The organism is Selenomonas sp. oral taxon 149 str. 67H29BP (genome assembly GCF_000146365.1).
In the GTDB taxonomy this organism is placed as follows: domain Bacteria; phylum Bacillota; class Negativicutes; order Selenomonadales; family Selenomonadaceae; genus Centipeda; species Centipeda felix.
Window position 1 is genome coordinate 49709 of sequence record NZ_GL397087.1, and the last position, 26863, is coordinate 76571.

The window sequence follows — 26863 nt, forward strand, 5'->3', positions numbered from 1 at the left end:
GGAGTATAACTAGGGAGAGGCGGTCAAAGGTTTCATTTTTACAAAAGCAGAGAGCTGTGTGGGGGGGAAGCAATAATCTCCAAGCCGTGCACCACACGGCATCTGACGGAGGACGAGATCAAACAGATTTTCGTCAAAGCACTGAACTCCTTGGTGGAAGTCAAAGAGAACGTGATTGCGGAACTATGATTTTTGATTGACAGTGTTTGCCAAACGGGGAAGTTGATGGAGGAACACGATAGAGTAGAGCAAAAACTCGGCGTTTTGGCAGAACGTCTTGAAACGCTGATTCGTGAGAATGCACGGGTGGCACGGGATCAGACGGCGTATCTGAAACAAGAAAATGAGATTCGTGCACGTTATCTGGAAAAGCAGGGGTATTTGGAGACGTTGGACGAGCAACTTGCCGAGAGGGAGAGCAAGAGAAATACCTTGGAGGGGATGATTCAAGTGATATGCGGTATCAACGGGGAACAAGTCGAGTTTGACGAGGAGCTATGGGGCGGGCTTCTTGACCACATTGTGGTCAAGAAGGACGGCGCGGTAGTTGTTGTTTTCAAGGGCGGGATTGAGATTAATGTTGGAGGATAATCTCCAAGGATGCAAAAAGAGATTCCATTCGTCATATTTGGCGCTTGGAATCTCTTTTTGCAAAGAATCATTAGGCAGCATCGCGTATTCTATGTTATGATTATTTTATATTTGATATGAAGGAGAGACCCGTATTATATCAAGAGCTAGGAATGTCTGAAACTGTTGCGCGGCATACGGGCCTGCGCTTTTGCAACGCTTGATAGAAATGGTTTGCCCGCAGTGCGGATCATTGATGTGATGTTGAAGGAGGAGGGGCGTCTCTTTTTTTGCACGGCACGTGGCAAGGATTTCTATAAGGAGCTTCTGGCGAATTCTACCGTTGCTGTAACAGGACTGAATGACAAGTGGCAGACGGTACACACCTTATGGGGCGTGCCGAGCGGCTTGCAGATGCGGAACAACACGCGATGATTGACCGTATTTTTGAAGAGAATCCGTCGATGAATGAGGTCTATCCGGGGGATACGCATTATATCCTCGAGGCCTTTGTTATTGCGGAGGGGAGCATTGAGTTCTTTGATCTTGGGCAAAGTCCCATCTGCTGCGAGAGTCTTGCGCTTGAAAAAGCTTCTGTTACGGAAAAGACTTTTTCATCACGGAGGTCTGTATTGGTTGCGGTACGTGTGCAAGTCTTTGCCCGCAGCAGTGCATCGAGGACGGAGGCTCCCTAAGTGCGCCCTTCTTCCAGAAAATTCCCGATAAAACGGGAAATTCGGGAAGAAACGAAAGAAATAGGGGCATGATTTTGCACTTTTTGCATGGGAAACTGTAGAATTGATGCCTGTGGATAACGCGAGCCTTATTATCCGTGGTTTATCAGAGTTTCCTTAGAAAAATCAACTTTGTTAACAGGAGAACAATATGAGACTATGGCATGAAAAACTTATCCACTTATTGCCCAAAAATCAGCTTCTTGGACAACATAGGGAATGTTGTGCTCTGAGGGGCAATGGATGGAAAAAGAAACATAAAACTGTGGACTATGTGTTTACATATTCCCCGTATCATCTTTTTATTTACCATGTATTGGTTATGGAGGAGATGGAAAAAAGAGGATATAATGTTTCTGCGGAATGGAAAGATAAAAATTATAGAGGAAGGACAGCAGAAAAGTACGATAATCTTAAAGAGGAAATTATAGGCAGTCCAATTTACAAAGAGCATAATATTGAATATCTGGCTGATTGCATAGAAAATTTAAGAGATAAAGGTATACATTTAAAAGTATAGAAGTTGTGGAGGAGTAAATTGATATAAAAATAAAAGAAGTTGAAGATAAACTGGAAAAGGAAGCTGTATCAAGAGAAATATTATATGACTCAAACTTCGCACATCGCAGAACGGCTCGAAATGCTGATTAGAAAGAATGCACGGGTGGCACAGGATCAGACGGCGTATCTGAAACAGGAGAATGAGATTCGCGCACGCTATCTGGAAAAGCAGGGGATTTTGGAGAAGCTAGACGAGCAAATTGCCGCGAGGGAGAGTAAGAGAAACACCTTGGAGGGCATGATTCAAGTGGTATGTGGGATCAATGGAGAGTTAGTTGAGTTCGACGAGGATTTGTGGAGCGGACTGCTTGATCATATCTGTGTAAAGGAGGACGGACAGATAGTTGTTGTTTTCAAAGGCGGGATTGAGATTGGTGTTGATGGATGAAGTATGTCTGCATGTTGCGTAGATTGCATAGAATGATTCTGTTCATCAGTTACCATATGATACGATCCTTTCTTGTTTTTTTCAGCCAATTCAAGAGGAATTGACGGAATGTACGCGCCGCTTCGGTGAGGATGACGGTCTTGTCCTGTATGAGGCATACCTCCTGCCCCACATCTTTTCCGTCGCCAAGTTCTCGCATGACAATGTCCGGCTGTCTGTTCATGACGGCTGCGTAGTCGTAGCCGAGATTGATCGCAGGATTATGACGCAGCAGATCAACAATGAGGGATTCATCGGCAGTTTCGGCTAGAATCTCGATTTTGAGACCTGGCAGGAGGATGTGTTTGTCTATATTATGACGGAAACAGTGATAGGCGCGTCCTTTACTGATGATCATTTGTCCGTCGAGATCTGTGTAGGTGATACGGCTCTTTTCTGCCAAGGGATGATGCGCAGAGAGACGAGCACAGTAGCGGGAGAAAAAGAGTACGTCCCCTTGAAAGCGTGTCTGATCAAAAGGCGCGGTGACAATGGAAAAATGAGATCGTTTTGTTAGAAGTCCCTCCATTGCATCGTCGTCTGTTGTATCGACAATGCTCAGAATAATACTCGGATGAGTAGTATGAAAATCCTGTAGAAATTGCGCTCCGAGATAAGAAAAGACGTGATCCAGTGCAAAAATGGTAACGACACTTTTTGAATGGGTGGCGAGGGATTTCATGCTTTCGATGGATTGATATTCATCCAGCATACGTTGAACGTGGGGCAGTAGCGCTGTTGCATAATCGGTCGGAATGATTCCGCGTGGGGTACGGGTGAAAAGCGGCTGCCCAAGCTCCTCCTCCAATGATCTCATCGCTCTGCTGAGACCTTGTCTTGCAACATAAAGATGATCTGCTGCCGTCTGGATATTGCCGCAGCGATAGATCTCAATAAAATACTCCATCTGTTTTCGATTCATCTTCATACCTCCCAGCTTTTTCATAGTTATCTATTTTACCGCAACAATATTGTTGCGGCAAGTACCGTTGTTTTTCTTGTTATCATTTGGGAAGTTCGATATACTGCTGAAACAGATCAACCAAATGATGAACAGGAGGAACACCTATGAAACTCACACAGATTCGCAATGCAACGAACCGTTTGGACTATGCAGGGAAAGTCTTTCTGATTGACCCGTGGCTTGCACCGAAACATCAGCTGGCGTTTGTTGATATTCCGGACATGCCGTTCCACATCCCCGATCCGATGAAGGAGCATCTTCCGATGCCGTTCTACAATTTGCCGATGGATATGGGGCAGATTTTGAGCGGTGTCGACTACTACATCGTTACGCATCTGCATCCCGATCATATTGATATGGCACCGGACGGGACGGTCGGTGCGCCGCTTGATAAGGCGGTTCCAGTCATCTGTCAGTCGGAGGAGGATGCCTCTGTTCTGCGGAGTTCCGGGTTTTCAGAGGTAATCGTCCTGCCGACAAGCGGTATGGAGTTCGGTGCGGCGAGACTGACCCGCGTCCCTGCCCTGCACGGCACCGTTGTTCCGTGTGGTGACGCGATGGGGATTGTGTTTGAGGCACCGGAGGAGAACACCTTCTATTTGGCAGGGGATACGGTCTGGTATTCCGGCGTAGCTGAGACACTGCGGAACTATCAGCCTGAGGTGATTGCCCTGAACTGTTGTGCCGCAGAGACCGTGGAAAACGGACGCCTCATCATGAACGATGAGGATGTTCACTGCGTTGCAATGACTGCGCCTAACGCCCGTCTTTATCTGACGCACTTGGACAATGTCGCACATGCTGCGCTTACGAGGCATACACTGCGAGGATGTTTGGCACGTCGCGGCGTGGTGAATTATGATATGCCGTCCGATGGTGCGTCGGTTGAATATAAAGCCGCAACAGTCGGAGCTTAATTCCTGTCATACGGTAAATTCCGCACACAACAGAGATTCCAATCGCTCCACTTAGCGGTTGGAATCTCTTTAATTACGTGATTCTATTTGATAGGAGCTTGTATGCCCAAAGTCGCCATGACACCAAAGGAGAATCCGCTTGGTGTCGCACCTGTCGGGGGACTGATTCAGAAAGCCTCTTTATGATCGGATTTGGGTGGGAGATTGAGGGTGCGGCACTCGCCACAGTCGTCATCCAAATTATATCGTTTCTCATCTTGCTTCCTTGTCTCTTTGGTTTGGATGGCGTGCTCTACGCGGGATCCATCGCGGAAATTCTTGCATTTATCCTTGCAATGTCGACAATGTATCGGCATTGGCAGGAGTTGATACATATGGAGCAAGATGTTCCTACTTAGGAGATTCACGGATAAAATAAAGTCTATTAGACTTGGATGTCATCGCCGCAGCGCATTGTCTGCACTGCGACCTGTGCCATGAGAGCTGTCCTGTGGAGGCAATCGAGCGTTTAGGCAACACAGCGTGTTCTGTGTTATGATTTTTTTATTTGAAATGCAGGTGGCTGCTGTTTGAATATGTGCGGCAAGGCGGTATGATGATTTCGGCAGCACAAAGAAAGCGAGGAGGCATGTGGTAATGGAAAAGCAGCCGATGGCGATTGAAGTCCGCGGGGCGCGCGTCCACAATTTGAAAAATATATCTGTCGATATTCCGCTGCATCGGATTGTAGGTATTGCGGGCATCTCCGGCTCGGGAAAGTCCTCGCTCGCACTTGGCGTGCTTTACGCCGAGGGTTCACGCCGCTACCTTGAGGCATTGTCAACGTATACGAGGCGGCGCATGACACAGGCAGAGAAGGCATATGTCGATGAGGTGCGCTATATCCCTGCGGCGCTTGCGCTGCATCAGCGCCCCGGCGTGCCCGGGATGCGCAGCACGTTTGGAACCTCCACGGAGCTGCTGAACATTGTGCGGCTGATGTTCTCTCGTTTGGCAAGCCATCGCTGCCCGAACGGTCACTATGCAGCGCCGACGCGCAAGGTGGCGGCGGAGCAGGAGATCGTCTGCCCGACGTGCGGCGCACATTTCTATGCGCCGGGTGCGGAGGAACTCGCGTTCAACAGCGGCGGTGCCTGTGAGACGTGCGGAGGGACAGGCATTGTGCGCGTCGTTGACGAATCGACGCTCGTGCCCGATGACTCCCTCTCGATCGACGAGGGGGCGGTGCTGCCGTGGCAGACGCTCATGTGGTCTTTGATGAAGGAAATTGCACAAAAACTGGGCGTACGGACGGATGTACCGTTTCGTGAGCTGACTGCACGGGAAAAGGATATTGTCTTTCACGGATCGCCCGACAAGGTGCATATGGTCTATCAGATCCAAAAGACCGGTGCGGCGGGGGAGATGGACTTCACCTACTTCAATGCGATTTATACCGTAGAAAATGCACTTGCGAAAGTCAAGGATGAAAAGGGCATGAAGCGTGTGGAAAAATTCCTGCGCCAAGAAATCTGTCCGTCCTGCCATGGCACGCGCCTCTCGGATGCCGCACGTGCGCCGCGCCTCGCAGAGCGCTCTCTGCCGGATGTCTGTCGCATGACACTGACGGAACTTGCGGCGTGGGTCGCAAATGTTCCAACAGCGATGCCGCAGGATATGGTTCCGATGGCGGAAAGCATCTGCGAAAGTTTCCGGCATACAGCGGCGCGGATCATGGAGCTTGGGCTCGGCTACCTCGCGCTCGACCGTGCGGCATCCACACTCTCGACGGGGGAACGGCAGCGCATGCAGCTCGCCCGTGCTGTGCGCAATCGGACAACAGGCGTGCTCTACGTTCTTGATGAGCCGTCCATCGGTCTTCATCCGTCGAACATCGAGGGGCTGCTGCACGTCATGCGGGAACTTATGTCTGACGGAAACTCCATCGTCCTTGTCGATCATGACGTGCAGATCCTGCGCAGTGCAGATCATTTCATTGAGCTCGGGCCGGAGGCGGGAGCGGGCGGCGGTATGATCATCGCACAGGGAACACTTGCAGAGATAAAAAAGAATACGAATTCACGCATCGGTGGTTTTCTGGCCGGCAGGAAAAAGGTGCAGGTTCATACGCCTGCAGCGGCCGAGGATATGTTCAAGCATGGCAGAATCGTGCTTGAGACGGAGCAGATTCATACGGTGAAGCCGCTCTCTGCCATGTTTCCGCAGAGGCGGCTGAGCGTTGTGACCGGTGTCTCGGGCTCGGGAAAGACGACGCTGATTCTGGAAAGTCTCATTCCGGCACTGGAAGCACAGATCGACAGGACATCGCTGCCCGCACATGTGAAGTCGATTACTGCCGATGGGGTGCTGCAGGTACGCTTGATCGACGCTGTTCCGATTGGTGCCAATGTACGCTCGACCGTTGCTACCTATGCAAACGTGCATGATGAGATGCGAAAGGTTTATGCGCGCACGCCGACGGCAAAGGAGCATGGATATAAGGCGGGAGATTTTTCCTATAATACGGGGAAACTTCGCTGCCCGACATGCGACGGTACAGGCTCAATCAGCCTCGATGTTCAATTCCTGCCCGACGTCACGATCGACTGCCCCGACTGCGGCGGCTCTCGATACCGCAAGGAAGCTGGCGAGATTCTTCGCGTGCCGCGCAAGGGGCAGAAGCCGTGTTCGCTCCCCGCGTTGATGTCCTTGAGCGTTGACGAGGCACTGGAGGTTTGCAGTGATTTGAAAACGGTGCAACGGCGGCTTCAGATCCTGCACGATCTCGGGCTCGGATATCTGACGCTCGGTGAGGCGACGCCCGGTCTCTCAGGCGGCGAGGCCCAGCGTCTGAAGCTCGCGAGCGATATGGGCAGGGGACAGGAGGGCTCTGTATTCGTCTTCGATGAGCCGACAATCGGGCTGCATCCGCTCGATGTAGAGACGCTGCTCGGCGTATTTCAGACCCTCATGGCGAGTGGCGCGACCGTCATTGTCATTGAACATGATCTTGACATCATACGAAATGCCGACTACATTCTCGACATGGGACCCGGCGGCGGTGAAGAAGGCGGCGAGATCGTTGCCTGCGGGAGACATGAGGATATCCGGAAGGAGCCGAAAAGCGTCACAGGGCGCTATCTTTGAATACTATTCGGAGGATCCGCTGCTCAGTGGGCGCATGGGATCGGCACCCGTGTGCGGTGTTCAGAGTCGATCGAACTGCGCCGCAACAATCAAGCATTTTGCCTGCAACAATCAGGAAACGAATCGCTATACCTCGAATAGTGTTTTGAGTCTGCGTGAGATCTATCTGAAACCGTTTGAGATCTGCGTGCGGGAGGCAAAGCCGCGCACCGTAATGATGGCGTACAATCTTATCAACGGGGAGCACCCATCGAGCAGCAGAGAACTTCTGACCGATGTGCTGCGCAATGAATGGGGATTTGACGGCTTTGTCATTATGGTGGTATTGACTTACGAACTCTATGCGGATACCAATTTAATCAATATACGCTACAACTGCGTCGAGGTCTTTCAGAAAGAGGGCAATGAATGGCGCGTGATCCATTCCACATGGTCATTTATCCGCCCTATGGACATGGACTTTGGGTATGTCAAGAATGTTGTGTAGGAATCGATGGCAAGATGACAGCGCTGAATTTGTCAGTGCTTCCTATAGATCGGAAAGAGGGAAGTCTAGCGAGGGAAAAGCAGCCGATTGCAATCTAAGTGTGCAGAGCGCACGTGTACAATCTGAAGGAGAAATTCATCGATATTTCACTGTCCCATTCGGTATTTTGATCACGTTTTCTTTTGCAAAGAATCATTAGCCATCTTGCCCTTTCTTGTGTTATAATTTTCTTATATTTGAAACGTAGGAGGGAATGCCGTTGTTTGCAAAGACCTATGGTGCGACGACCCTCGGGATCGATGGACGGATTATCGACGTTGAAGTGGATGTGTCGCCCGGGCTGCCGGGGTTTGAACTGGTGGGGCTTCCCGATACGTCAGTGAAGGAATTAAGGAATCGCTGATAAAATGAAGTCTGTCAGATTGGTGCAGATTTTTTGTCCTGCCAAGGAGACAAACCGGACGCATAGCAAAGGCTATGTGGAGGATTTGTCGACACAGGCAGGGCGAAAACAGATGAATCAAGATGGCAGTACTGAATTTATCAGTGCTTCCTTAACGATGCTTGTAAGAGCGTAATGATAGAGACCGAAGGAGCTGTTTGTTTGATTTGGGAGAAACTAAAAGATTTTTTTGACTTGCATGGTGACATTGCGTCAATACAGGAGATTACAGAGCGGATCAATGCCGGCGTGCAGTTTCGGGGGACGAATCTCAGTGTCCTGATGCTGGCGATCTTTATCGCCTCCATTGGGCTCAATATGAACAGCACGGCGGTCATCATCGGTGCGATGCTGATCTCTCCGCTGATGGGGTCGATCCTTGGAATTGGCTATGGGCTTGCCCGTTATGACAGCACATACATTCGTTCCAGTGCAGGAAGTCTGCTCGCCCAAGTGATCATTTCGGTTGCCACATCGACGCTTTATTTTTCCCTCACACCGATCGATGGCCCTTCGTCGGAACTGCTTGCACGAACATCGCCGACCATCTGGGACGTTTTGATTGCTGTCTTTGGCGGCTTGGCAGGAATCATCGGCGTAACACGCAAAGAGGGCGGGAATGTCATCCCAGGTGTTGCGATTGCAACAGCTCTGATGCCTCCTCTCTGCACCGCAGGATATGGCATTGCTACGGGCGTTATGGCGTACACCGTGGGTGCACTCTACCTGTTCTTTATCAACAGCTTCTTTATCTGTCTGACGGCGTTCATCGTCCTGAAAATCATTGACATTCCCTCCAAGATAGAGCGCAACTCCGTGGAATTTTCAAGACAGAAACGCTACCTGATGGCCTTTGCAGTGCTTGTCACGCTGCCCAGCTGTTTCTTTGCGTATCAAAGCGTGCAGGAAAATCTGGAGAACGAGCAGGCGAAGATTTATATCGAGGAGAATTTCAAAGCGCCACCTCGTCTGGCAATCTCCTATACTTTGGATAACGAGAAGAAAATGCTGACAGTGTTTACGATTGCCGGAATATCGGAGGATGATTTGACGGTATTGACAGAGAAACTGCATGAAAAGGCACATCTTAGACCGTTCCGGTTGGAGGTGTTTTCTGCGGAAACGGTGGAAGAGAGAGAAAAGATGGAGGCGATGATCGATCAGAGACTCAGCGAGGTCGAAAAAAGTGCCATTCCATCTATGCAGGAGCAGCAGACTGTGACCGCACTCAAGTCAGCCCGCGAGGAAAGCGAGAAGCAGGGAGCTTACATATTGGACTGGAATCGAGAGGCGCGTATTGTATTTCCGCAAATCTCCCGCATCGCTGTCGGGAGTGTACGCGTACCCGCCGGGACTGGGGATAAATCGGCTGCTCTGAGTGAAACGCAAATTGCGTTCATATATCTGCAATCGGATATGGACGAAGCGTCGCGTGCTCGCTTGACCGAATGGATTTCGGACAAAGCAAAGAACCGTGTAGAAGTGCACTTCCTTCCTGAAGTCTCGGCAGCAAATGAAAACAAAGGAGGAACTGTATCTGAGGACGGAGTCCACATATCGTGAAAAAAACATGAGACTACATAATCATTCAGATCGTGTAATTCTGTGCGTTTTTCATTGAGGCTCTTCATGGAGAAGGAGCCCATCTTTTTCCAGATAAGCTCCAAAGTTTATAACACACAAGAGAGATTCCATTCGCCCTACTTAGCGTTTGGAATCTCTTTTTTCTTTGCAAAGAATCATTAGGCAATATACCCTCTCTTGTGTTATAATTTTCTTATATTTGAAACGTGGGAGGGAAGGCAGTTGTTTGCAAAGACCTATGGTGCGACGACCCTCGGGATTGACGGACGGATTATCGACGTGGAGGTGGATGTGTCGCCGGGGCTGCCGGGGTTTGAGCTCGTGGGGCTTCCCGATACGTCGGTGAAGGAGTCGAAGGAGCGGGTACGCACTGCAATTCGCAACTCCGGCATTCAGTTGCGGCAGGAGCGGGTGACGGTGAATCTTGCGCCTGCGGACGTGCGAAAGGACAGTTCGGGGCTTGATCTGCCGATTGCCGTCGGACTCCTTGCATCCTACGGTATGCTTCCCGAGGCGGCGATACAGAGCGCACTTTTCTCAGCGGAGCTTTCTCTCGATGGAAACTGCCGTCCGATCAGCGGCATTCTCCCGATGGCGATTACGGCGCGGGAACATGGTCTCACAGAGTTTTACATTGCGCCGTCCAATGCAGACGAGGCACTCCTTATTGACGGGCTGAAGGTCTATGCGGTCGAGAATCTGGCGCAGCTTGTGCGTCATCTGACGGGCATGGAAACGCTGACCCCCGCCGCACAAAAACAAACCAAAGACACAAAAGACAACGCCTTCACCGATGACTTTGCGGACGTACAGGGGCAGTATCAGGCGAAGCGTGCACTTGAGATTGCAGCGGCGGGAGGTCATAATGTCCTGATGGTCGGCGTGCCCGGTTCAGGCAAGACGATGCTGGCACGTCGGATGCCTTCGATCCTGCCGGAGCTGACGAAGGAAGAGGCCATCGAGATCACGAAGATTTACAGTATCTCGGGACTGCTCGGCAAGGATACGGGACTTGTGACGACGCGTCCATTTCGCAGCCCGCACCACACCTCCTCGACGGTAGCGATGATCGGCGGTGGGAGCATCCCACGTCCGGGCGAGGTGACACTCGCGCATCACGGTGTGCTCTTTCTCGACGAGCTGCCGGAGTTCAGCAAGAAGACGCTTGAGGTACTGCGAGAGCCAATTGAGGATCGTCAGATTACGGTGTCGCGTGCGAACGCAACACTGACGTTTCCCTCTAGTATCATTTTGGTAGCCGCGATGAACGAAGTAACGTCAATAACGATACAATGTAATGATGATCGATAGGCGGCGTGAAAACATTGATAATCCACGCTTTCACTGATTTCCTGTAGGTGAAGGCAGGGGAAAATATAGCATTAACTACTGAAAGGGACTTCTCTCTCAAGCCTCTGGAAGCCGATGTTTTTATGCACACTTGGGGGCGTTTTATTTTTGTAGGTGTGAGCATGAGCAAAGAATTAGCGAATATGGAAAGCAACGATCATTTGGTGGAGCAAATCGCCGCTCTTATTGAAAATGCCAAACAGCATGTTGTCACTGTGGTCAACTCCACAATGATCGTTACTTACTATGAAATTGGGCGCATGATTGTAGAGCATGAGCAAAAGGGGGCGCTGCGGGCGGAGTATGGAAAGAGCGTCTTAAAGGAACTCTCGAAAAATCTTACGAATCGCTTTGGCAGAGGATTCTCGGTAGATAATCTCGAGAATATGCGTCGTTTTTACATTACATATAGCAACGAAGTGATTTCCGAAACACCGTCTCGGGAATTGATCGCGCAGAAATCCGAAACAGCGTCTCGGATTTTTGAACCGCCTCCGACCAATTTGCAGACACTCTCTGCGCAATTCACGTTGAGTTGGTCGCACTATTTGTTCCTCATGCGCATCACAAATGACAAGGAACGTAAATTCTATGAAAATGAGGCTACAAACGAGCGATGGAGTCTGCGTGAGTTGAAGCGACAGTTCAACGCTGCTCTTTATGAGCGGCTGGCACTTTCTCGTGATAAGAAAGCTATCGCCGAGATATCCAAACAGGGCATGACTGTGGAACGTCCCGAGGACATCGTGAAAGATCCATACATCTTGGAGTTCTTAGGAATGCCCGAGGAGAGCCGCTATTCGGAGTCCGATTTGGAGCAGCGCATCATTGATGAATTGCAGCATTTCCTATTGGAGCTTGGCAAGGGCTATACCTTCGTAGGTCGGCAGGAACGACTGACCTTTGATGAACAGCACTTCTATGTGGATCTGGTATTTTTCAATCGTCTGCTTCAATGTTTTGTCCTCATCGATCTCAAGATCGGCAGCATTACACATCAGGATCTGGGGCAAATGCAGATGTATGTGAACTACTATGATCGCAAGGTGAAACTGGCGACAGAGAACCCCACCGTTGGTATTCTGCTCTGCAAGGAGAAAAATAATGCTGTTGTGGAGATGACATTGCCGGAAGATAATAAGCAAATTTTTGCCAGCAAGTACGAGCTTGTCTTACCAGACAAGGCTGCGCTTATGCGGTTCTTGGAAAATAAGTTTAACGATGAGAAATGATCGAGGCGGCAGGGGGAGACAACTTTCCAATAGGGGAGACCGATATTTTGCCTTTGACCTGTTTTTGCTAAATAAATGCTATTTATATTTTTTGTTGTGTCGATAAAAAAATGAGCGTCAAAACTGACGCTCATTTTTCCTTTGATCCATCCACCTCATTAACCAGGAAAAGATTATGTTTGCAACAGCTGCGTAAACTCACCACCGAAGTCTGCTAATCTGTTATCCCGATTGAAGAAATGAAATCCCCATATTTTGTAGCTGTTATCATCAGCAAACATTTTCACAGGAACGGCTTCCTTGCGCAGTTGTAAGAGGAAATCTTCTTTCCATGCATCTTTTTCCAATAAATGTGTTCCCTTCGGTTCAATAAATATTTGCATCTGTTCATAGCCGTCTGTCTTATCCTTTTGTAGAAAAAGAACGTAGTCCGGCTCGAAGCGCTCCCCGTCTTTGAAAGAGTATATATGAAATTCACGCTCGTTGCGGACAAGGAAAATACGGCTGTATATTTTCTTGAGTGCATCTACATATCCGCGAAAGTATGCAACGAATGCCTTTTCCTCGGAGGTTCCAAAATTGTCGGTATAGGCGAACCAATCCTCGGCAGAGAGATCAAATTTCCATTCATCTCGCACTGAAGGATCGTTTTGTGAAACGCCAACACCTCCGTCATGGGGACTCGTGTAGTTAACCGTCTTATTTCGGAACACATGATGAATAGGTCTCGCTCTGAACTCCTTTGTTCCCATATAAGTCGTTTCGATCCTAGAAATAGAATCGACAATTTTTCCGAGTACATTGGAAACTGCAGCAAAGAGAATCTCTATTGACGGTTGATCCTCATTGCTTTGAATATCGATTCGTACACCTCCAAGGTAAGCCCGGTCTGTAATGAACTGCCTCGTAGATGTAACATTTGGGAAATATAAGCGCAACATATTGAACTTGAAAATCGGATATTTCATCAAAGCCTTGTTGACGATAGCATAATTTATTGTAGCGATTTGACCAATCGTCATATGTGCTGTTTTCAGATCTGGATGGGTATCGTGTATTCCCAGTTCCTCTGTCATCACTGTATCAGTGCCAGAGTTTCCTATGGTCGCACGGAAGCGGTATATATTATCTCGGATTGTCGGTGGGAGATCTCTTACTTCACTTCGATCTTTTACCTCTCTATCATTGAGGAAAATGAATCCGTTGGTATATATGGCATCCTTTTTGAACTCCTCTTTGAGGATATATTCACGTTGTACGACGTTATCCGGATCTAGACCGATTTCACGAAGTGCCTTGCGAAGCTCTGTAACGTAGCGATGATCATTCTGGCAGTGATAATAGAGTGTTTCGCAAACACGAAGCTCAGAGGTTATATCTTCATCATATTTTCTCTGAAACTTCGGCTGCTCATCATCCAGTTGAAATGGGCAGTACCTTGCTCCACGACCGATCAGCTGCGCCTCTGCAATCGTTACAGGGGAGATCCTTTTGCTACCGGATTGCCGCGTCTCATATAGACGAACAATATCGAATAGATTTAGGACATCCCATCCCTCGTCTAATTTCTTGACCTCAAATATCGCACGGTAAGGATTATCTGCATCCTCAAGTGAGTTGAGAAGAATCTGCTTCTGTGCGACATCTTTGTCCTCATTCACAGAAACGCAGTGTTCCTCGGAGAAATCATCCCGCAGCTCGGTTGCCAGCATATCGAGAGAAATGTTGTTGTCCTTAAAATAGCCGAACGCTTTCTCTATGATTTCGTTATTTGCTGATGCAGAAAGGTTGCGTAGTAGCGCTCCTGTCAAGTGCTTTGTTGTCTCGATAAAAGCCGCCATAAAATCCTTGCTGTCGGCAACTTTTGCTGCTTTAAACAAGATGACCGGCTTGATGTTGAGACGATGATCCTGAAAGACTTTCAGTCGGTATTGACTGAGAATAAGCGCCATCAAAGCCCGATCCATCAGCGCAAGATCAGAGCGAAATGTAATGATATCCTTAGAATATCTGTCGTTGTAGAACTTCGTCAAAGCATAGTCAAAAATGATCTTATTCTCATATGCTGCACGAATCGCCTGATTTGATAGATCACATGTAGCGGTGAACTCCAATAAAATATTTTCTGTATTTCTACAGAAGATATTTTTCACGGTTTGTTCCCATGAATGATAGAGTTCATCCTCATCTGTCGTTCTATTTCTTTTCGTATCTACGTTCAGGTGATGCGCTTCATCCGAGATCAGAACCACCTTTTGCTCATCAAAGTCATCAAAAGACATCCCGTTTTCTTTTGCCATCCACATATCCGTGTGAAGTCCCTGTGTGGTGGTGAAACAGATGTTAATTGCATCCTTGTCCGTATATTGGAAGTTGTCGACTTGATGAATGCGAATGCGTTCACCGCCCAGAACAATCTCCTCTGCAAACAGGTACTTCGAAGATATCGGATTACAGAAGTTCTCTCTCGTTTTTTCTACAATCGTTGAGAGATTGACAAAGAAGAGGAAGTTGCGATACCCCTGCTGGTAGAGATACAGCATCAGTCCTGCCATGATCAGCGTCTTGCCGCTGCCGGTCGCCATATGGAACAAGACCTGCGCCGGCTTTGGACATTTCGCACTCTCAAAATGTGTAATGAAGTTTTCGAATGCTTGCTTCTGGTATGGACGAAGATCGAATTTTGGGCTTAGGTTTTCTGTGATATATGGTGGTAGTGAGGGAGATCCTCCATACTCGCGGACTGCCTCTATTTTTTCATATAAAAATGCCATCAACTACACCTCTTTGTAAAAACTTCTCGTGAATGCCTTATCCTGTTCGGAAATACCAAATTCAGCATCATCTATATCGCAGTAGTTCACATACAGTAGATTCTTGTCCAAGAGATCCATGAGAAAGCGTTTCTTGTCCTCCATGGAAAGCGCGGCATAATCAGCGGCAGCCGCATCAATATCTGCCGGATTCACCTTATAACTGATAAAGCCGGACTTCATCAACTTGTCCCGTATCTCAGATAGTGCTGCATCGTCTGTCGCTGCCTCGATTTCTTCGACTATTGTCTGATTCAGTTTTGCCAGCTCGTAGTAGATAAAAGACCCACCGCCTTGCCAGCTAACAGCTTTGGAAATGCCTGTTTGATCACCAGAGATAACATTATTTAGACGGACTAGTACGTCGTTTTCACCATAATCCAATTGTTCACACCCAATATATTGAAGGCCCATTTTATGAGCAACGGCACAAGTTGTGCCAGAACCCAAATGGTAATCAAGTACTATGTCGCCCGGATCAGTAGAAATATCAAATATTTGTTTAATTAGACGCTCGGGTTTTTTCCCATTCTTAAGCTTTACGCCTCCCTCACGCGCAATTCCTGCCCATGAAATATGACTCCAGAAATCAGAAAGTAACTCTGTAACGGTCTTTTTACCATCTATTTCTTGCATTTTATTCGAATAAAATGCAAGTGCTCCTCCACGATAAATGTATCCAGATGTTCCATTTTCACGTTTGTACTCAAGAACATGGTTCACCTTTTTTGATTCTTGTAATAACGTTTTTACAGTATCGGTCGGTTTATGTGGATCTCGAATACTAACAACGTCATCGGGGTGGTTGAAGGCATATTCCGCAATTAAATGTTCTAGGATAACTTTCCATGAAGAGCCATATTGTTTCTTTGCTTCTTGTTCAGATTTGAAACCCGCATCGTTAATCACAGCTTTTTTTATAGGAGTGAACGACCAATCTTTTACATTACTAGAACGGGTTATGACAAGATTGTAGTTTTTATTATAGGCTACAGGGACATACCCTTTTTTAAATCTAAACATTTGTTTGTTCTTTGTGTAAAAAAGGATATATTCCGTCACATCAATTGGACCAGGATTCACCGTTTTAAACCCAGCAGGCGATGCAGTTTTTACTGCAATGATTTGCACTTTGTTTTCTACGTCAAAAATCTCGTCCATAAGAACATTTGTATATCCTAATTCGTGATGGTCGACATGTACAAAAATTGCTCCGTCTTCACGAAGCATTTTTCTGGCAAAATCCAGTCTATTTTTCATGAAAGTTAGCCAGGAACTGTGATTGAATTTGTCATTATACGAAAATTCATCTTCACCGGTATTATATGGTGGATCAATATAGATACACTTTACGAGCCCTTCATAGCGTTTAAGGAGCGATGCGAGTGCCAGTAGATTATTTCCCTTTATGATAAGGTTATCGTCACCTGTAAATGTTGTTGCCTCAGAGACTCCATCGACAGAATAGTATTTTGCCTGCGACAGCACCTTCGGATATAAGAGCCGATCAACTTCATCTGGCGCGAGTGTACTGTTGTAGAAGATTTCCTGCCTTTTCTGATCTTCACGTGTTTGTCCACCCTCAAGCACGCAGTCTTTGTACGGAAAAACGAGCTCCACTTTTTCTGACGTTGCAATGAGGCTTCCCTCTGCATCTGTGAGACCTATTTTGTTCTTAAATCGTGTATAGCTGTCAGGCAGAAACTGACGGTTGTTGATTACCCATGCGAAGCCCATCTTATCGAAAACCTTGACTCCGTCGACATTTGTAAAGAAATGAGAGGTGGTTTCGGGATTTGCAAGCAGGAGGCGAAGCAGCGGTGCATCCATCTGCATTGCGGCTTCGTAGACGGCGTTACGAAGGAAGGTGCCGTCCTCGGCAACAAACCTTTTGTCCGATTTTAATACCTGCCGCACCACTTCGTAAAAATTAGACATCGCATTCTTCTCCTTCGTCTAAAAAAAGCTCCGGTACGTTGTACTGGATATATTCAGCGTCCCTCTTCACTAGCTCGTTTGGAGAGTCCAGCAGAGGTTTCTTTAGCAGTTTTGGTCTTTCCAATGATCCTCGGACATATTTATCGGCATGACGCCGTATATATTCTGTTGATTCTCTCTTAAAACCACTGCGTTGCAACAAAATCCGTAAATGGTTGGTTGTGCCATATTCTATAAATTCATACCAGTTGTTCGTGAACGGATCATTGGGATGCTGTCGCCGATATTCCTCTGAGAAGCGCAGAAAATAGCTTGATAATCGAAACAGAAGTACGTTTTCGATTGCTTCAAGTGTGTCAGCAATGATGATATTTTTGTGCTTCTGTGAGCCGTTAAATACCTCTTCTTCTTTATAATCGACACGCACCTCTCGTTTTTTTTCAGCATAATCTGTGATGCTTCTTTCGATGATATAACTTAACCCGTACCCTCGCATCCATTGAAGCAAGAGAACGGTATACCATGTCAGTTTGCTGTAATGCTTTCCTTCGCCGGCACCGAGGGTCTGATGCTCATAGATATGCCACTTAAAAGCAATGGCGAGTTTGTTCAGAAAGGCTAGGGTTTCCTGATAGTCGGCTCCTTGTTTTGAATTATGGATTTTCGGGTAGGAAAGTCCGTTTCGGATGAGGTCTTTGATACCTTGTATTTGGTCATACGACACGTTAATATCATCATCTGGTTTTTTATCGGTTACGGAAAAGACCGCACGTATTTTCTCTTCTGTTTCAGGCGTTAGGTACGGTGCAAATTCCCTCCTGACACGGCTGTTTCGGCCATTTACAATATCACCGACAAGAATCAGCATCGTTTTTCTCATCAGATCGTAGTTGTCCTCACTCTGATTTTTGGGGGTCTTATGTATTTCTACGTTACCCGATAGCAGTGTGTTGACAATAAATTTTTTCTGATTTGAGTTTAGTTCAGCTTCAATGGAGAGTTTTTGTGGGGGAACGTCGGCAATCAATAGATTTTCAAAATTTTTCAAGTCAATCTCTGCTTCATGGGTTTCAAGGCGGACAATAAAGACGTTTCCATATAGATTATATTTTGCACGACCGACGCGCCCGATCAGATTCTTGAAGTCGACTTCTGAGAAACGACTTATGCCCTTCTTATAGCTCGTAATAAATAGATTCTCTGCAGGTAGATTGATTCCTTCAAGCAGGGTGCTTGTGCAAAATATTGTCTTTATGAGACCTTCACGATAGTAATTCTCGAGCTGCATTCTGATATTCGCAGGAAGGTAACCTATGTGATAGGCGACACCTCTTTCGACTAACTCTGCAAGGTAATACTCCTTATGAACATCGCTGCGTATTGCTTTTGCAAAGTCTTGAAGCTTCGTATCACCAATCACAGGCTGCATTTTGGAATAGTTTCGTGCAAACTGGATGGCATCATTTTTTGACTTGCAGTATACAATATTATGCTTTCCGCTACCGATCCAAACAATTAGTTCACTCAATGAATATGATTGGCGCATATCATACAGCTTTATGAATTTTCTTGTGTATGAGTCGAAAATTCGTATGTTTCGTTCCCATAAATCGACGATATACTTCACCTGACTAACAGGAGCATATTTACAAGCTGTACTGCTGATCTCGCCGTTCAAAGTAGTCCTTTTTGAGAGGAGATCGAGAAAAATTTGGGGGTTTGGAATATTTGGCGAGGCGAATATAATATGCGGCGCTGTTTGCCGTTCTTCCAGTTTCCCAATCACTTTATAATAGAATGCGCTTCGTTTGTCACGGGAAGATATTTTATGAGCTTCATCTACGAATAGGTAGTCAATCTTCAGATCAGGCTCATCGATTAGAATGTACAGCATTCGTTCCGGAGTCAGTATGAAAATATAGTTGTGTTCCGTTTCTAGTGCTATTGATCCAGATGAAGATACAATTCGATAATTCGCTTCTTGTAAAAGCGTGGTCAGGTCGTCAATCAATTCATTCGTGACTTCGTTTATTAGAGCCTTAGTAGGAATGAGAAGTGCAAAATTTTTCTTTTCACCTTTCATGATCTGTTGCTTAATAAACACACGTATCATGTAGGATTTACCCATCGAAGTAGGGGCGGAATAGCTAAAATATGGTTTGGACAGGCTGTCGAATATTTCCTTCTGGGCAGGAAAAAAGGAGGCTCCCGTATCCGACGGTACGGAGAGATAGTTCATATTAAAGTGTGTGAGCGTCTGTTCGAGAAGAGAAACACTCTCGAAATGCGGTGTTAAACGCTTCATTCCGAGGAAATTGCACGTAGTCGCAAGAACCGAACCAAGGCAATATAGAATCTCTTCATTCTGGGGATGCATATGGTAGAGGAGAGCAATCATTTCTTGCGCGCGTGTTTTATGTATATCAGATAGACTGGTACCACATGATTTTGAGAGTACATCGATAAACGCGAGGGCGTCTCCGATATTTACAGGCATCTCCTCTTGCTCACTCAAATTGAATAATTTCTTTGAATAATTGATGAGTATGTTCCGATATATTTTCTGTAGATACATATTGCTATCTATTTTTGAAAATAGATATTCACCGAAGGTGACATCTCTGAATGTGTTCATGTCTTACTCTCCTCGGTTTGTAGCAGTTTGTTCATAATATCTTTTTTATCGTTATCGACGTCGGTAAAAGGAAGCAAATAGATATATAGTGAGTATCCGTCGAGACCGTATTGAGCTATTTTGGATTCGATATATGGCACGTTATTCAAGATATCATTCTTAATCTGAGCGATGGCATCGCGCTGATATATATTGATGGACTTGCCGCTCTTTGATATATCGCCCAGAGTATATCCTAAAAACAGACCAAATGCCGTAGCCGGTTTTTTCTCTACGGACTCGGAAGGCAAAATAATAGACTCAAGTTGCTCACATATATCACTTGGAAAAGCTCCATTAAAGATACTAGATTCTACAAAACTGCGCTCATCTTTCTTCCTGCTTTTTAGCTTTTGTGCATCTGCAAAGGCTGCGTCAATAGCCTCCGTCAGACTAGTGTTTAGCATGGATACTCCCAATATAAGCTGACTGAATGTGACATCTGTATTTGCTGTGAGAAGATGAATGCCGGAACTTTCGCTTGAAATTAAATCATTGTGATTCCTCAACTCAACCTTACTCATTAGTTTGGGAGCCTGAAGAACTTGCTCTAAAAAGATATAGAGCAATAATTCTCCAAGGGAGTTTTCGGATTGCAGTTTGTTTTTTTCAATGAATTTCTTGATATGAGCAATTGCATCATAAGCAAGGGACGCAATTTCCTCCTCTATCACATAGCGATTTATTTGCACCCTAGAGTAGACATAATATCCAATATTGTTACGGAGATATCTCCAAAGACCGTGATAATCGAAATCAAAGTCATCAAACTTTAAACAAAATATCTGGAGATCGTGATTAGCAGAGATGGAAAGTGTTTCTCTTGATATGGGGGTAAAAACATGATTGAATGATCCTTTGATGGTTAGAGGAATCGCAGCAACTGCTTTTGGTCTACTCACCTCATAAAATGTGATTGTATCTCTCATTGAACTGTAGACTGCGTAGAAGTTTTTCTTGATGGATTTTGTAAAAGAAGAGTCTGTGGTGTTGTCGGTTTTGGCGACAGCATAGATAAAGATATCTGTCAAAAATTCGGATAGGATAAATTCATTTTTATCCATGAGCTCCTTTTTCGTGAGATTCCTGAGCGTGCCAAGTTGTGTGGTATCTGCTATGTTCTTATCTTTCACTATAATATTTTTCAGAGCAAGAACTGCGTTTTTCTTTCGGGCTTCCTCTAGAGCAGGAATGATTTCAGCGATAAAGTAACGCTCGATATCGTGGGCATCTTTTCGTAAAGCCATTTGCATAATTTCGGTTGGAAGATTCTGCGCTGCACTATGAATCTTACTGAAGTTGGTGGGGGAATAAGTCACTTCAAATCCATCAGCAGCTTTATATGAAAACACTTTTGCTCCCTCATCACATAAAGACAGGAAGATTTTCTCGCAGAAAGGATCAAACTTGCGCTCGGCAGAGATAGCGCATGAGGTCATAACTCTCACATAAGAGCCTATGCAAAGATGCTCCATGGCGCTAACTCCTCCTTGCTATATTTATAACACCCAGATCAATCTTTTTTTGCTACATCAACGATATTGCCAATACTACAGTCTAACGCTATGCATATCTTACCGAGAATTTCCATGCTCACAGCTTTGTTTTTTCCCATTTTAGCGATAGTGGATGAGGTAATACCTGTTTTTGCCATTAGATCTTTCTTTATCATATTTCTATCAATTAATAACTTCCACAACTTGTTGTAATTAAATTCCATCGAGTCCTCTCTTCATTTAATATGTCGATCCCATTAATATAACATTATAGTATAAATCTTCGTTTCTTTCAATTTTAAATTGAAAGAAGTGCCTTTTCTCTTTGCATTCTCGAATGATAAATTTTCCGGGCTCTTCTTGCTTCTTGCAAGAAGAGCCCGGTTTTTTGTTCTGAAAATCTTCTTATCACATTCTTTTTCTATTCGTTTTCTGTAGTCGTTCTTTTGGTTAGACTTTGAAGTAGAAATAGAAAAAAGGGCAGTATACCAGGAAACAAACGGTGACCAAATCGCATGTATGTGTCCGCTTCTATGTAGAGAAAGATTTTTAAGGTGGTGGTAGGAAGAATCACATTCGGTTTCCCTAAGTAAGTCAATCTGTTGTCCAAGATGGCCATAGGACGGCGGGATGCGAATAGGGATACTGACAGGTAACGAGCCTGTCAGCATCTCTATGCTCCCACCGTGCTTCTTTATGCCCATTTTCGGACTGAAGCCCGTGCGTAGTTTTGCATCCTGCCGTTCGGCAAGAACGAAAGGAATGCAAAACTATGAAAATCCAGCTTAACGGTATCATCAAAGACTACTCTGCGCAGGAGGTCAAGGCTCTCCAACAGCAAGGGCATCGTTTTCAGCTCAGTAAGAAGTTGGGCGTGTATGTTCCCGTCCCAATCCAGATTCACGAAAATGGTGGAACCAGAGATACGGGGATGGATGAGCTCGTCCGTCGCAAAGCAACCGGCGAGAAATTCCTCAAGGCATCGGGACAGGCAATCTATGCGCCGGTTGATGGTGAGCAATACTCCGCCGTCATGCGTCCGATCTGGCGGGAGGATAAGCGGGAAAAGCGCGAGCAGCACTGTATGTATGAAGGAAAGCCCTGCTGTGCCGGCTGCAGCTGCGATGGGTGCCCACATCCCGTGTATCGGACAATCTCCTTGGAACGTGCGGTGGAGGTCAATGACCCGACGCTTCCCGTCCATGAGGATGTCGCCGACACTATAGCACGCGAGGAGCGTAGTCGCAGACTGTACGAGGCTCTCGCCAAACTCGATCCCATCGACCATGAAATTCTCGTCCGCAGGGCGGCGGGACAGTCTGAACGTGAGATTGCTGCCGCTGTCAGCTTTAAATCTAAAGAAAGCGTCCGTAAGCGTATGAAGAAATTCATGCCCGGACTGCAAGAGCAGCTCGAAGATATTTTGTAAAATCCGGTGACCAGAATGCGGATACGAGTCCTCTTCTTTATAGGAAGGTGAAAATCCCCGCAGTCAATTGAAAGGAAGTGATCCCTATGCGGGAACAGAATGAAGTCACAGCAGAGCTTGTGGCGGTCTTGCGCCGGCTCGTCGATGTCCTCGAGGAAATCGTACAGAGTTCTCAAGGCGAGGAGCAGCCGAAGGTGTCGGAGTCGGAGGAAGCCGCACCGACACTTGAGGAGGTACGCAGCGTGCTTGCACGGCTCTCCGTCGAAGGTCACAGTGCTGCGGTCAAGTCGCTGATTGCCAAATTCGGCGCGGCAAAACTCAGCGAACTTGCACCGGAGCATTATGTGACCCTCCTGAAGGAGGCTGAGAAGATTGGCTCGTAAACACGCCATCCTCTCGGCATCTTCTGCCGCTCGCTGGATTGCCTGTCCGCCGTCGGCACGGCTCAATGCGTCGCAATCCGACACGCCGAGCGAGTACGCTGCACAGGGAACGGATGCACATACGCTCTGTGAGTACAAACTCCGCAAGGCTCTGGGGGAGCGGGTGCGCGATCCGACCAAGAAGCTGTCCTCCTATGACTGCGAGATGGAAGAGTGTGCGGAATTCTACGTTCAGTTTGTTATGGGGCTTGTGGCTCAGTTTCGCGAGGAGTCGAAGGATACGATGGTGTCCGTGGAGCAGCGCGTGGATTTCTCGGACTTCGTGCCGGATGGTTTCGGTACGGCGGACACGCTCATCATCTCCGGCAAGACCGTCTGCATCGTGGACTACAAGCACGGAAAGGGCATTGAGGTCAGTGCTGAGCGCAATCCGCAGATGATGTGCTACGCTCTCGGCTGCATCCAGATGTTCGACGGACTGTACGACATTGAGTCGATCTGGATGATTATCTTCCAACCGAGACTCAGCAACATCTCGGAGTACACCATCTCGAAAGTAGACCTTCTGACATGGGCGGCAGATACGCTCGTTCCTGCCGCGAAGTTGGCACACGCAGGAGAAGGTGAGTTTTGCGCTGGAGCGCACTGCCAGTTTTGCAGGATTAAGGCAACGTGCCGCAAGCGGGCAGAGTACAATCTGGAACTGGCTCGGTATGACTTTGAGATGCCTCCGACGTTGGAAGATTCGGAAGTAGAAGCGGTGCTTGCAAAAGCCGATATGCTCGCCGCATGGGTCAGCGACATCAAGGAATATGCCCTGCAGCGGGCAATTCAAGGAAAACGGTGGACGGACTGGAAACTGGTGGAAGGCCGCTCGAATCGGAAATACACCGACGAGGCGGCGGTCGCCAAAACAGTCAAAGAAGCGGGCTATGAGCCGTATGAGCAGAAACTGCTCGGGATTACGGCGATGACCGGTCTGCTCGGAAAAAATAAGTTTGAGGAACTGCTCGGCGGTTTCGTTATCAAGCCGCAGGGAAAACCAACCCTCGCTCCGATGAGCGACAAGCGGCCTGTGATGAATACCGCAGCAGAAGATTTTAAGGAAAGTTGAGGAAAACACATCATGGCAAAAATTATGAATCCGACAAAAGTGATCACGGGTGTCAAGACACGTTGGAGCTACGCGAACGTCTGGCAGGCAAAGTCCATCAACGGCAGTGCGCCGAAGTACAGTGTGTCGCTTATCATTCCGAAGAGTGACACCAAAACGGTGACAGCGGTCAAGAATGCCATTCAGGCGGCATATGAGGAAGGGCAGTCAAAGCTCAAGGGAAACAGCAAGTCCGTTCCTGCGCTCACGGCGATTAAGACGCCGCTCCGTGACGGCGATGCGGAACGCCCGGACGATGAGGCATACAAGGACAGCTACTTCATCAACGCAAACTCTGCGACGGCTCCCGGCATCGTGGACACCGCCCGCAATCCGATCATCGAGCATTCGGAGGTCTACTCCGGCGTTTACGGACGCGCAAGCATCAACTTCTACGCATTCAACTCGAACGGCAACAAGGGCATCGCTTGCGGGCTGAACAACCTGCAGAAGGTTTCTGATGGGGAGCCGCTCGGCGGCAAGACACGCGCCGAGGATGACTTCGCCGATGAGGACGAGGACTTTCTCAGCTAAATAAGAGTTGACCGACACGGGCAGCGGGGATTCTTCCTCGCTGCCTGTGTCGCGTGAGGAGAAACAACATGAAATCATTGTCCGTTGATCTTGAAACGCGGAGCAGTGTGGATATTGGGCAAAGCGGCGTATATCGTTACACCGAGGCAGAGGATTTCGCGATCCTGCTCTTTGGATATTCCGTGGACGGAGGCGCGGTGCAGGTCATTGACCTCGTGCGTGGTGAGCGGATTCCGCAGGAAATTCTGGATGCGCTGGCGGATGATAGCGTCATCAAGTGGGCATTCAACGCCAACTTTGAGCGTGTGTGCTTGTCGCGATACTTGTCGGACTTAGGGATGCTTCACACTACCGAGCGCGCTCACTTCCTCAGCCCTCGCAGTTGGCGATGCACAATGGTCTGGTCTGCCTATATGGGGCTGCCGCTCTCACTTGCCGTCGTGGCCAGAGTGTTGGGATTGGAAGAGCAGAAAATGACGGAGGGCAAGGCACTCATCCGTTATTTTTCAACGCCTCCGTTCCACGAACCCACAGGCGAGAAGTGGGAGCTGTTCAAGTCCTATAACCGGCGCGATGTCGAAGTGGAGATGGCGATTCAGCAGCGTCTCTTCAAATATCCTGTTCCGCAGTCGGTGTGGGAGGAGTATGTACTCGACCAGGAGATCAATGACCGTGGGATATGTCTGGATATGCCGTTCGTGGAGAATGCCGTCAAGATTGACGCGCACACCAAAGAAAAAATGACGGACAGGCTGAAAACTCTGACCGGGCTTGAGAATCCGAACAGCGTGGCGCAGATGAAGGCATGGCTCAAGGAGCAGGGCGTTGAAACCGAGTCGCTCGACAAGAAGACTGTGGCTGCCCTTCTTACCAATGTTTCCGCTCTGCTGAAGGAAGTATTGGAACTGCGGCAGCAGCTTGCGAAATCCTCAGTGAAGAAATATCAGGCGATGCAGAATACCGTTTGCGCGGATAATCGTGCGCGGGGAATGTTCCAGTTCTATGGTGCGAACCGTACCGGGCGGTTTTCGGGACGCCACATTCAATTACAAAATCTTCCCCAGAATCATCTCGCCAACCTCGAATACGCCCGCAGCCTCGTGCGGCAGGGAAATTTTGCGGCATTGGAACTGCTCTATGAATCCGTGTCGGATGTCCTGTCACAGCTTATCCGTACTGCTTTTATCCCCAAGGAGGGCAGAAAATTCATTGTCGCGGACTTCTCTGCCATTGAAGCACGGGTACTGTCATGGCTTGCCAAGGAACGATGGCGTATGGACGTTTTTGCAAATGATGGCGACATCTACTGCGCCACGGCAGGCAGGATGTTTCATTGCAACGTGGTCAAGCACGGTGAGAATGGGCATCTCAGGCAGAAGGGGAAGCAGGCAGAACTGGCCTGTGGATATGGAGGATCCGTTGGTGCGCTGAAGGCATTCGGGGCATTGGAGTCCGGGATGAAGGAAGATGAACTGAAGCCGCTCGTGGACGCTTGGCGTACCGCCAATCCGAACATCGTGGATTTCTGGTGGGCGGTGGATCGCGCAGCAAAGGACTGTATCAAGGAACGAAGCATTACAGGGACACACGGTATCAAGTTCATATACCAAAGCGGCATGATGTTCATCGAGCTTCCAAGCGGGCGCAGGCTCGCCTATGTGAAACCGCGCATCGGGGAGAATCAGTTCGGCGGCGAATCCATCACCTACATGGGGCTTGATCTCTCGAAAAAGTGGGCACGGATTGAATCTTATGGTCCGAAGCTCGTGGAGAATATCACGCAGGCCATCAGCCGCGACCTCCTCTGCTATGCCATGCAGACACTGCGAAGCATGGACATTGTCGCCCACGTCCATGATGAACTCATCATCGAATGTGATGAGCGCGTCTCTCTTTCCTCTGCGTGTGAGCAGATGGCGCGGACCCCGCTGTGGGCAGAGGGGCTTCTGCTCCGTGCCGACGGTTTCGAGTGCCAATTCTATCAGAAAGACTAATGTCCATCCTCCCAGAAAATTGGGAGGATTTTTGGTGACCAAAACCTCCCTGTTC

The 26863-nt window shown here is 47.7% G+C and carries 22 protein-coding genes and 4 pseudogenes; 20 read left to right on the forward strand and 6 right to left on the reverse strand.

Annotation, left to right across the window (positions count from 1 at the left end):
- Positions 1 to 81 precede the first annotated feature (81 nt).
- From HMPREF9166_RS00265 to HMPREF9166_RS00280, 6 genes and pseudogenes are all read left to right on the forward strand, one after another.
- Positions 82 to 591, forward strand: a pseudogene (locus HMPREF9166_RS00265) (hypothetical protein); the annotation flags it as partial.
- 165 nt (positions 592 to 756) lie between these two features.
- Positions 757 to 1005 carry a pyridoxamine 5'-phosphate oxidase family protein gene (locus HMPREF9166_RS12800; protein WP_371137018.1) on the forward strand — a complete coding sequence of 83 codons (249 nt, stop codon included), beginning with the start codon at positions 757 to 759 and terminating at the stop codon, positions 1003 to 1005.
- Positions 939 to 1265, forward strand: coding sequence for a hypothetical protein (locus HMPREF9166_RS12805; protein ID WP_254654992.1), 327 nt, complete (start codon positions 939 to 941; stop codon positions 1263 to 1265). The genes HMPREF9166_RS12800 and HMPREF9166_RS12805 overlap by 67 nt, the downstream gene beginning before the upstream one ends.
- A complete protein-coding gene (locus HMPREF9166_RS12810) occupies positions 1202 to 1366 on the forward strand; it encodes a hypothetical protein (RefSeq protein WP_254655039.1) in 165 nt (54 codons plus the stop codon). Before HMPREF9166_RS12805 ends, HMPREF9166_RS12810 begins: the two co-directional genes overlap by 64 nt.
- Positions 1367 to 1455: 89 nt before the next feature.
- Entirely contained in the window at positions 1456 to 1824 is a 369-nt protein-coding gene (locus HMPREF9166_RS00275; protein WP_037366828.1) for a TIGR02328 family protein, read from the forward strand.
- Between the two features lie 102 nt (positions 1825 to 1926).
- A pseudogene (locus HMPREF9166_RS00280) lies at positions 1927 to 2253 on the forward strand (recombinase); the annotation flags it as partial.
- 49 nt (positions 2254 to 2302) lie between these two features.
- On the opposite strand, the gene HMPREF9166_RS00285 reads toward HMPREF9166_RS00280, so the two are convergent.
- On the reverse strand, positions 2303 to 3238 hold the full coding sequence (locus HMPREF9166_RS00285; RefSeq protein WP_009442026.1) for a LysR family transcriptional regulator: 936 nt from the start codon (positions 3236 to 3238) through the stop codon (positions 2303 to 2305).
- A 122-nt stretch (positions 3239 to 3360) separates the two neighbouring features.
- Between HMPREF9166_RS00285 and HMPREF9166_RS00290 the strand changes: the two genes are divergently transcribed.
- The 9 genes and pseudogenes from HMPREF9166_RS00290 (at position 3361) to HMPREF9166_RS00325 (ending at position 12394) form a co-directional block, all read left to right on the forward strand.
- Entirely contained in the window at positions 3361 to 4173 is an 813-nt protein-coding gene (locus tag HMPREF9166_RS00290; protein ID WP_009442027.1) for an MBL fold metallo-hydrolase, read from the forward strand.
- A gap of 430 nt (positions 4174 to 4603) precedes the next feature.
- Positions 4604 to 4711 carry a 4Fe-4S binding protein gene (locus HMPREF9166_RS12380; RefSeq protein ID WP_254654993.1) on the forward strand — a complete coding sequence of 36 codons (108 nt, stop codon included), beginning with the start codon at positions 4604 to 4606 and terminating at the stop codon, positions 4709 to 4711.
- Between the two features lie 98 nt (positions 4712 to 4809).
- Positions 4810 to 7299, forward strand: a complete 2490-nt coding sequence (locus tag HMPREF9166_RS12655) for an excinuclease ABC subunit A (RefSeq protein WP_009442029.1) — start codon at positions 4810 to 4812, stop codon at positions 7297 to 7299.
- 49 nt (positions 7300 to 7348) lie between these two features.
- A complete protein-coding gene (locus HMPREF9166_RS00305; protein WP_371137019.1) occupies positions 7349 to 7786 on the forward strand; it encodes a glycoside hydrolase family 3 N-terminal domain-containing protein in 438 nt (145 codons plus the stop codon).
- A 259-nt stretch (positions 7787 to 8045) separates the two neighbouring features.
- Positions 8046 to 8186: pseudogene (locus HMPREF9166_RS00310) on the forward strand (magnesium chelatase domain-containing protein); the annotation flags it as partial.
- Between the two features lie 7 nt (positions 8187 to 8193).
- Positions 8194 to 8344, forward strand: a pseudogene (locus tag HMPREF9166_RS13260) (secretion protein HlyD).
- A 19-nt stretch (positions 8345 to 8363) separates the two neighbouring features.
- Positions 8364 to 9791 (forward strand): DUF389 domain-containing protein, encoded by a 1428-nt coding sequence (locus HMPREF9166_RS00315; protein WP_009442033.1) that lies wholly within the window; start codon positions 8364 to 8366, stop codon positions 9789 to 9791.
- A 243-nt stretch (positions 9792 to 10034) separates the two neighbouring features.
- Positions 10035 to 11123, forward strand: a complete 1089-nt coding sequence (locus tag HMPREF9166_RS00320; RefSeq protein ID WP_083773701.1) for a YifB family Mg chelatase-like AAA ATPase — start codon at positions 10035 to 10037, stop codon at positions 11121 to 11123.
- A gap of 47 nt (positions 11124 to 11170) precedes the next feature.
- Positions 11171 to 12394, forward strand: a complete 1224-nt coding sequence (locus HMPREF9166_RS00325; protein ID WP_009442035.1) for a YhcG family protein — start codon at positions 11171 to 11173, stop codon at positions 12392 to 12394.
- Positions 12395 to 12567: 173 nt separating this feature from the next.
- Here HMPREF9166_RS00325 and HMPREF9166_RS00330 read toward each other — a convergent pair whose 3' ends face one another.
- From HMPREF9166_RS00330 to HMPREF9166_RS00350, 5 genes are read right to left on the reverse strand one after another with little or no spacing between them, the layout of a single operon-like run.
- Positions 12568 to 15168, reverse strand: a complete 2601-nt coding sequence (locus tag HMPREF9166_RS00330; protein ID WP_009442036.1) for a DEAD/DEAH box helicase family protein — start codon at positions 15166 to 15168, stop codon at positions 12568 to 12570.
- A 3-nt stretch (positions 15169 to 15171) separates the two neighbouring features.
- Complete coding sequence (locus HMPREF9166_RS00335; protein ID WP_009442037.1) at positions 15172 to 17145, reverse strand: site-specific DNA-methyltransferase; 1974 nt, start codon at positions 17143 to 17145, stop codon at positions 15172 to 15174.
- Positions 17138 to 19780 carry a DEAD/DEAH box helicase gene (locus HMPREF9166_RS00340; protein ID WP_009442038.1) on the reverse strand — a complete coding sequence of 881 codons (2643 nt, stop codon included), beginning with the start codon at positions 19778 to 19780 and terminating at the stop codon, positions 17138 to 17140. Before HMPREF9166_RS00340 ends, HMPREF9166_RS00335 begins: the two co-directional genes overlap by 8 nt.
- Positions 19777 to 21294 carry a DUF1837 domain-containing protein gene (locus HMPREF9166_RS00345; RefSeq protein WP_039980732.1) on the reverse strand — a complete coding sequence of 506 codons (1518 nt, stop codon included), beginning with the start codon at positions 21292 to 21294 and terminating at the stop codon, positions 19777 to 19779. Before HMPREF9166_RS00345 ends, HMPREF9166_RS00340 begins: the two co-directional genes overlap by 4 nt.
- Positions 21295 to 21332: 38 nt before the next feature.
- A complete protein-coding gene (locus HMPREF9166_RS00350; protein ID WP_009442040.1) occupies positions 21333 to 21539 on the reverse strand; it encodes a helix-turn-helix transcriptional regulator in 207 nt (68 codons plus the stop codon).
- 548 nt (positions 21540 to 22087) lie between these two features.
- Between HMPREF9166_RS00350 and HMPREF9166_RS00355 the strand changes: the two genes are divergently transcribed.
- The 5 genes from HMPREF9166_RS00355 to HMPREF9166_RS00375 all read left to right on the forward strand — a co-directional run bounded on the left by HMPREF9166_RS00355 (position 22088) and on the right by HMPREF9166_RS00375 (position 26808).
- Positions 22088 to 22744, forward strand: a complete 657-nt coding sequence (locus tag HMPREF9166_RS00355; protein ID WP_009442042.1) for an RNA polymerase sigma factor — start codon at positions 22088 to 22090, stop codon at positions 22742 to 22744.
- A gap of 86 nt (positions 22745 to 22830) precedes the next feature.
- Positions 22831 to 23127 carry a hypothetical protein gene (locus HMPREF9166_RS00360; protein ID WP_009442043.1) on the forward strand — a complete coding sequence of 99 codons (297 nt, stop codon included), beginning with the start codon at positions 22831 to 22833 and terminating at the stop codon, positions 23125 to 23127.
- Positions 23117 to 24241, forward strand: a complete 1125-nt coding sequence (locus tag HMPREF9166_RS00365) for a DUF2800 domain-containing protein (RefSeq protein ID WP_009442044.1) — start codon at positions 23117 to 23119, stop codon at positions 24239 to 24241. Before HMPREF9166_RS00360 ends, HMPREF9166_RS00365 begins: the two co-directional genes overlap by 11 nt.
- A gap of 12 nt (positions 24242 to 24253) precedes the next feature.
- Positions 24254 to 24814: a DUF2815 family protein gene (locus HMPREF9166_RS00370; RefSeq protein WP_009442045.1), complete on the forward strand. Its 561-nt coding sequence runs from the start codon at positions 24254 to 24256 to the stop codon at positions 24812 to 24814.
- 68 nt (positions 24815 to 24882) lie between these two features.
- Complete coding sequence (locus tag HMPREF9166_RS00375; protein ID WP_009442046.1) at positions 24883 to 26808, forward strand: DNA polymerase; 1926 nt, start codon at positions 24883 to 24885, stop codon at positions 26806 to 26808.
- Positions 26809 to 26863 lie beyond the last annotated feature (55 nt).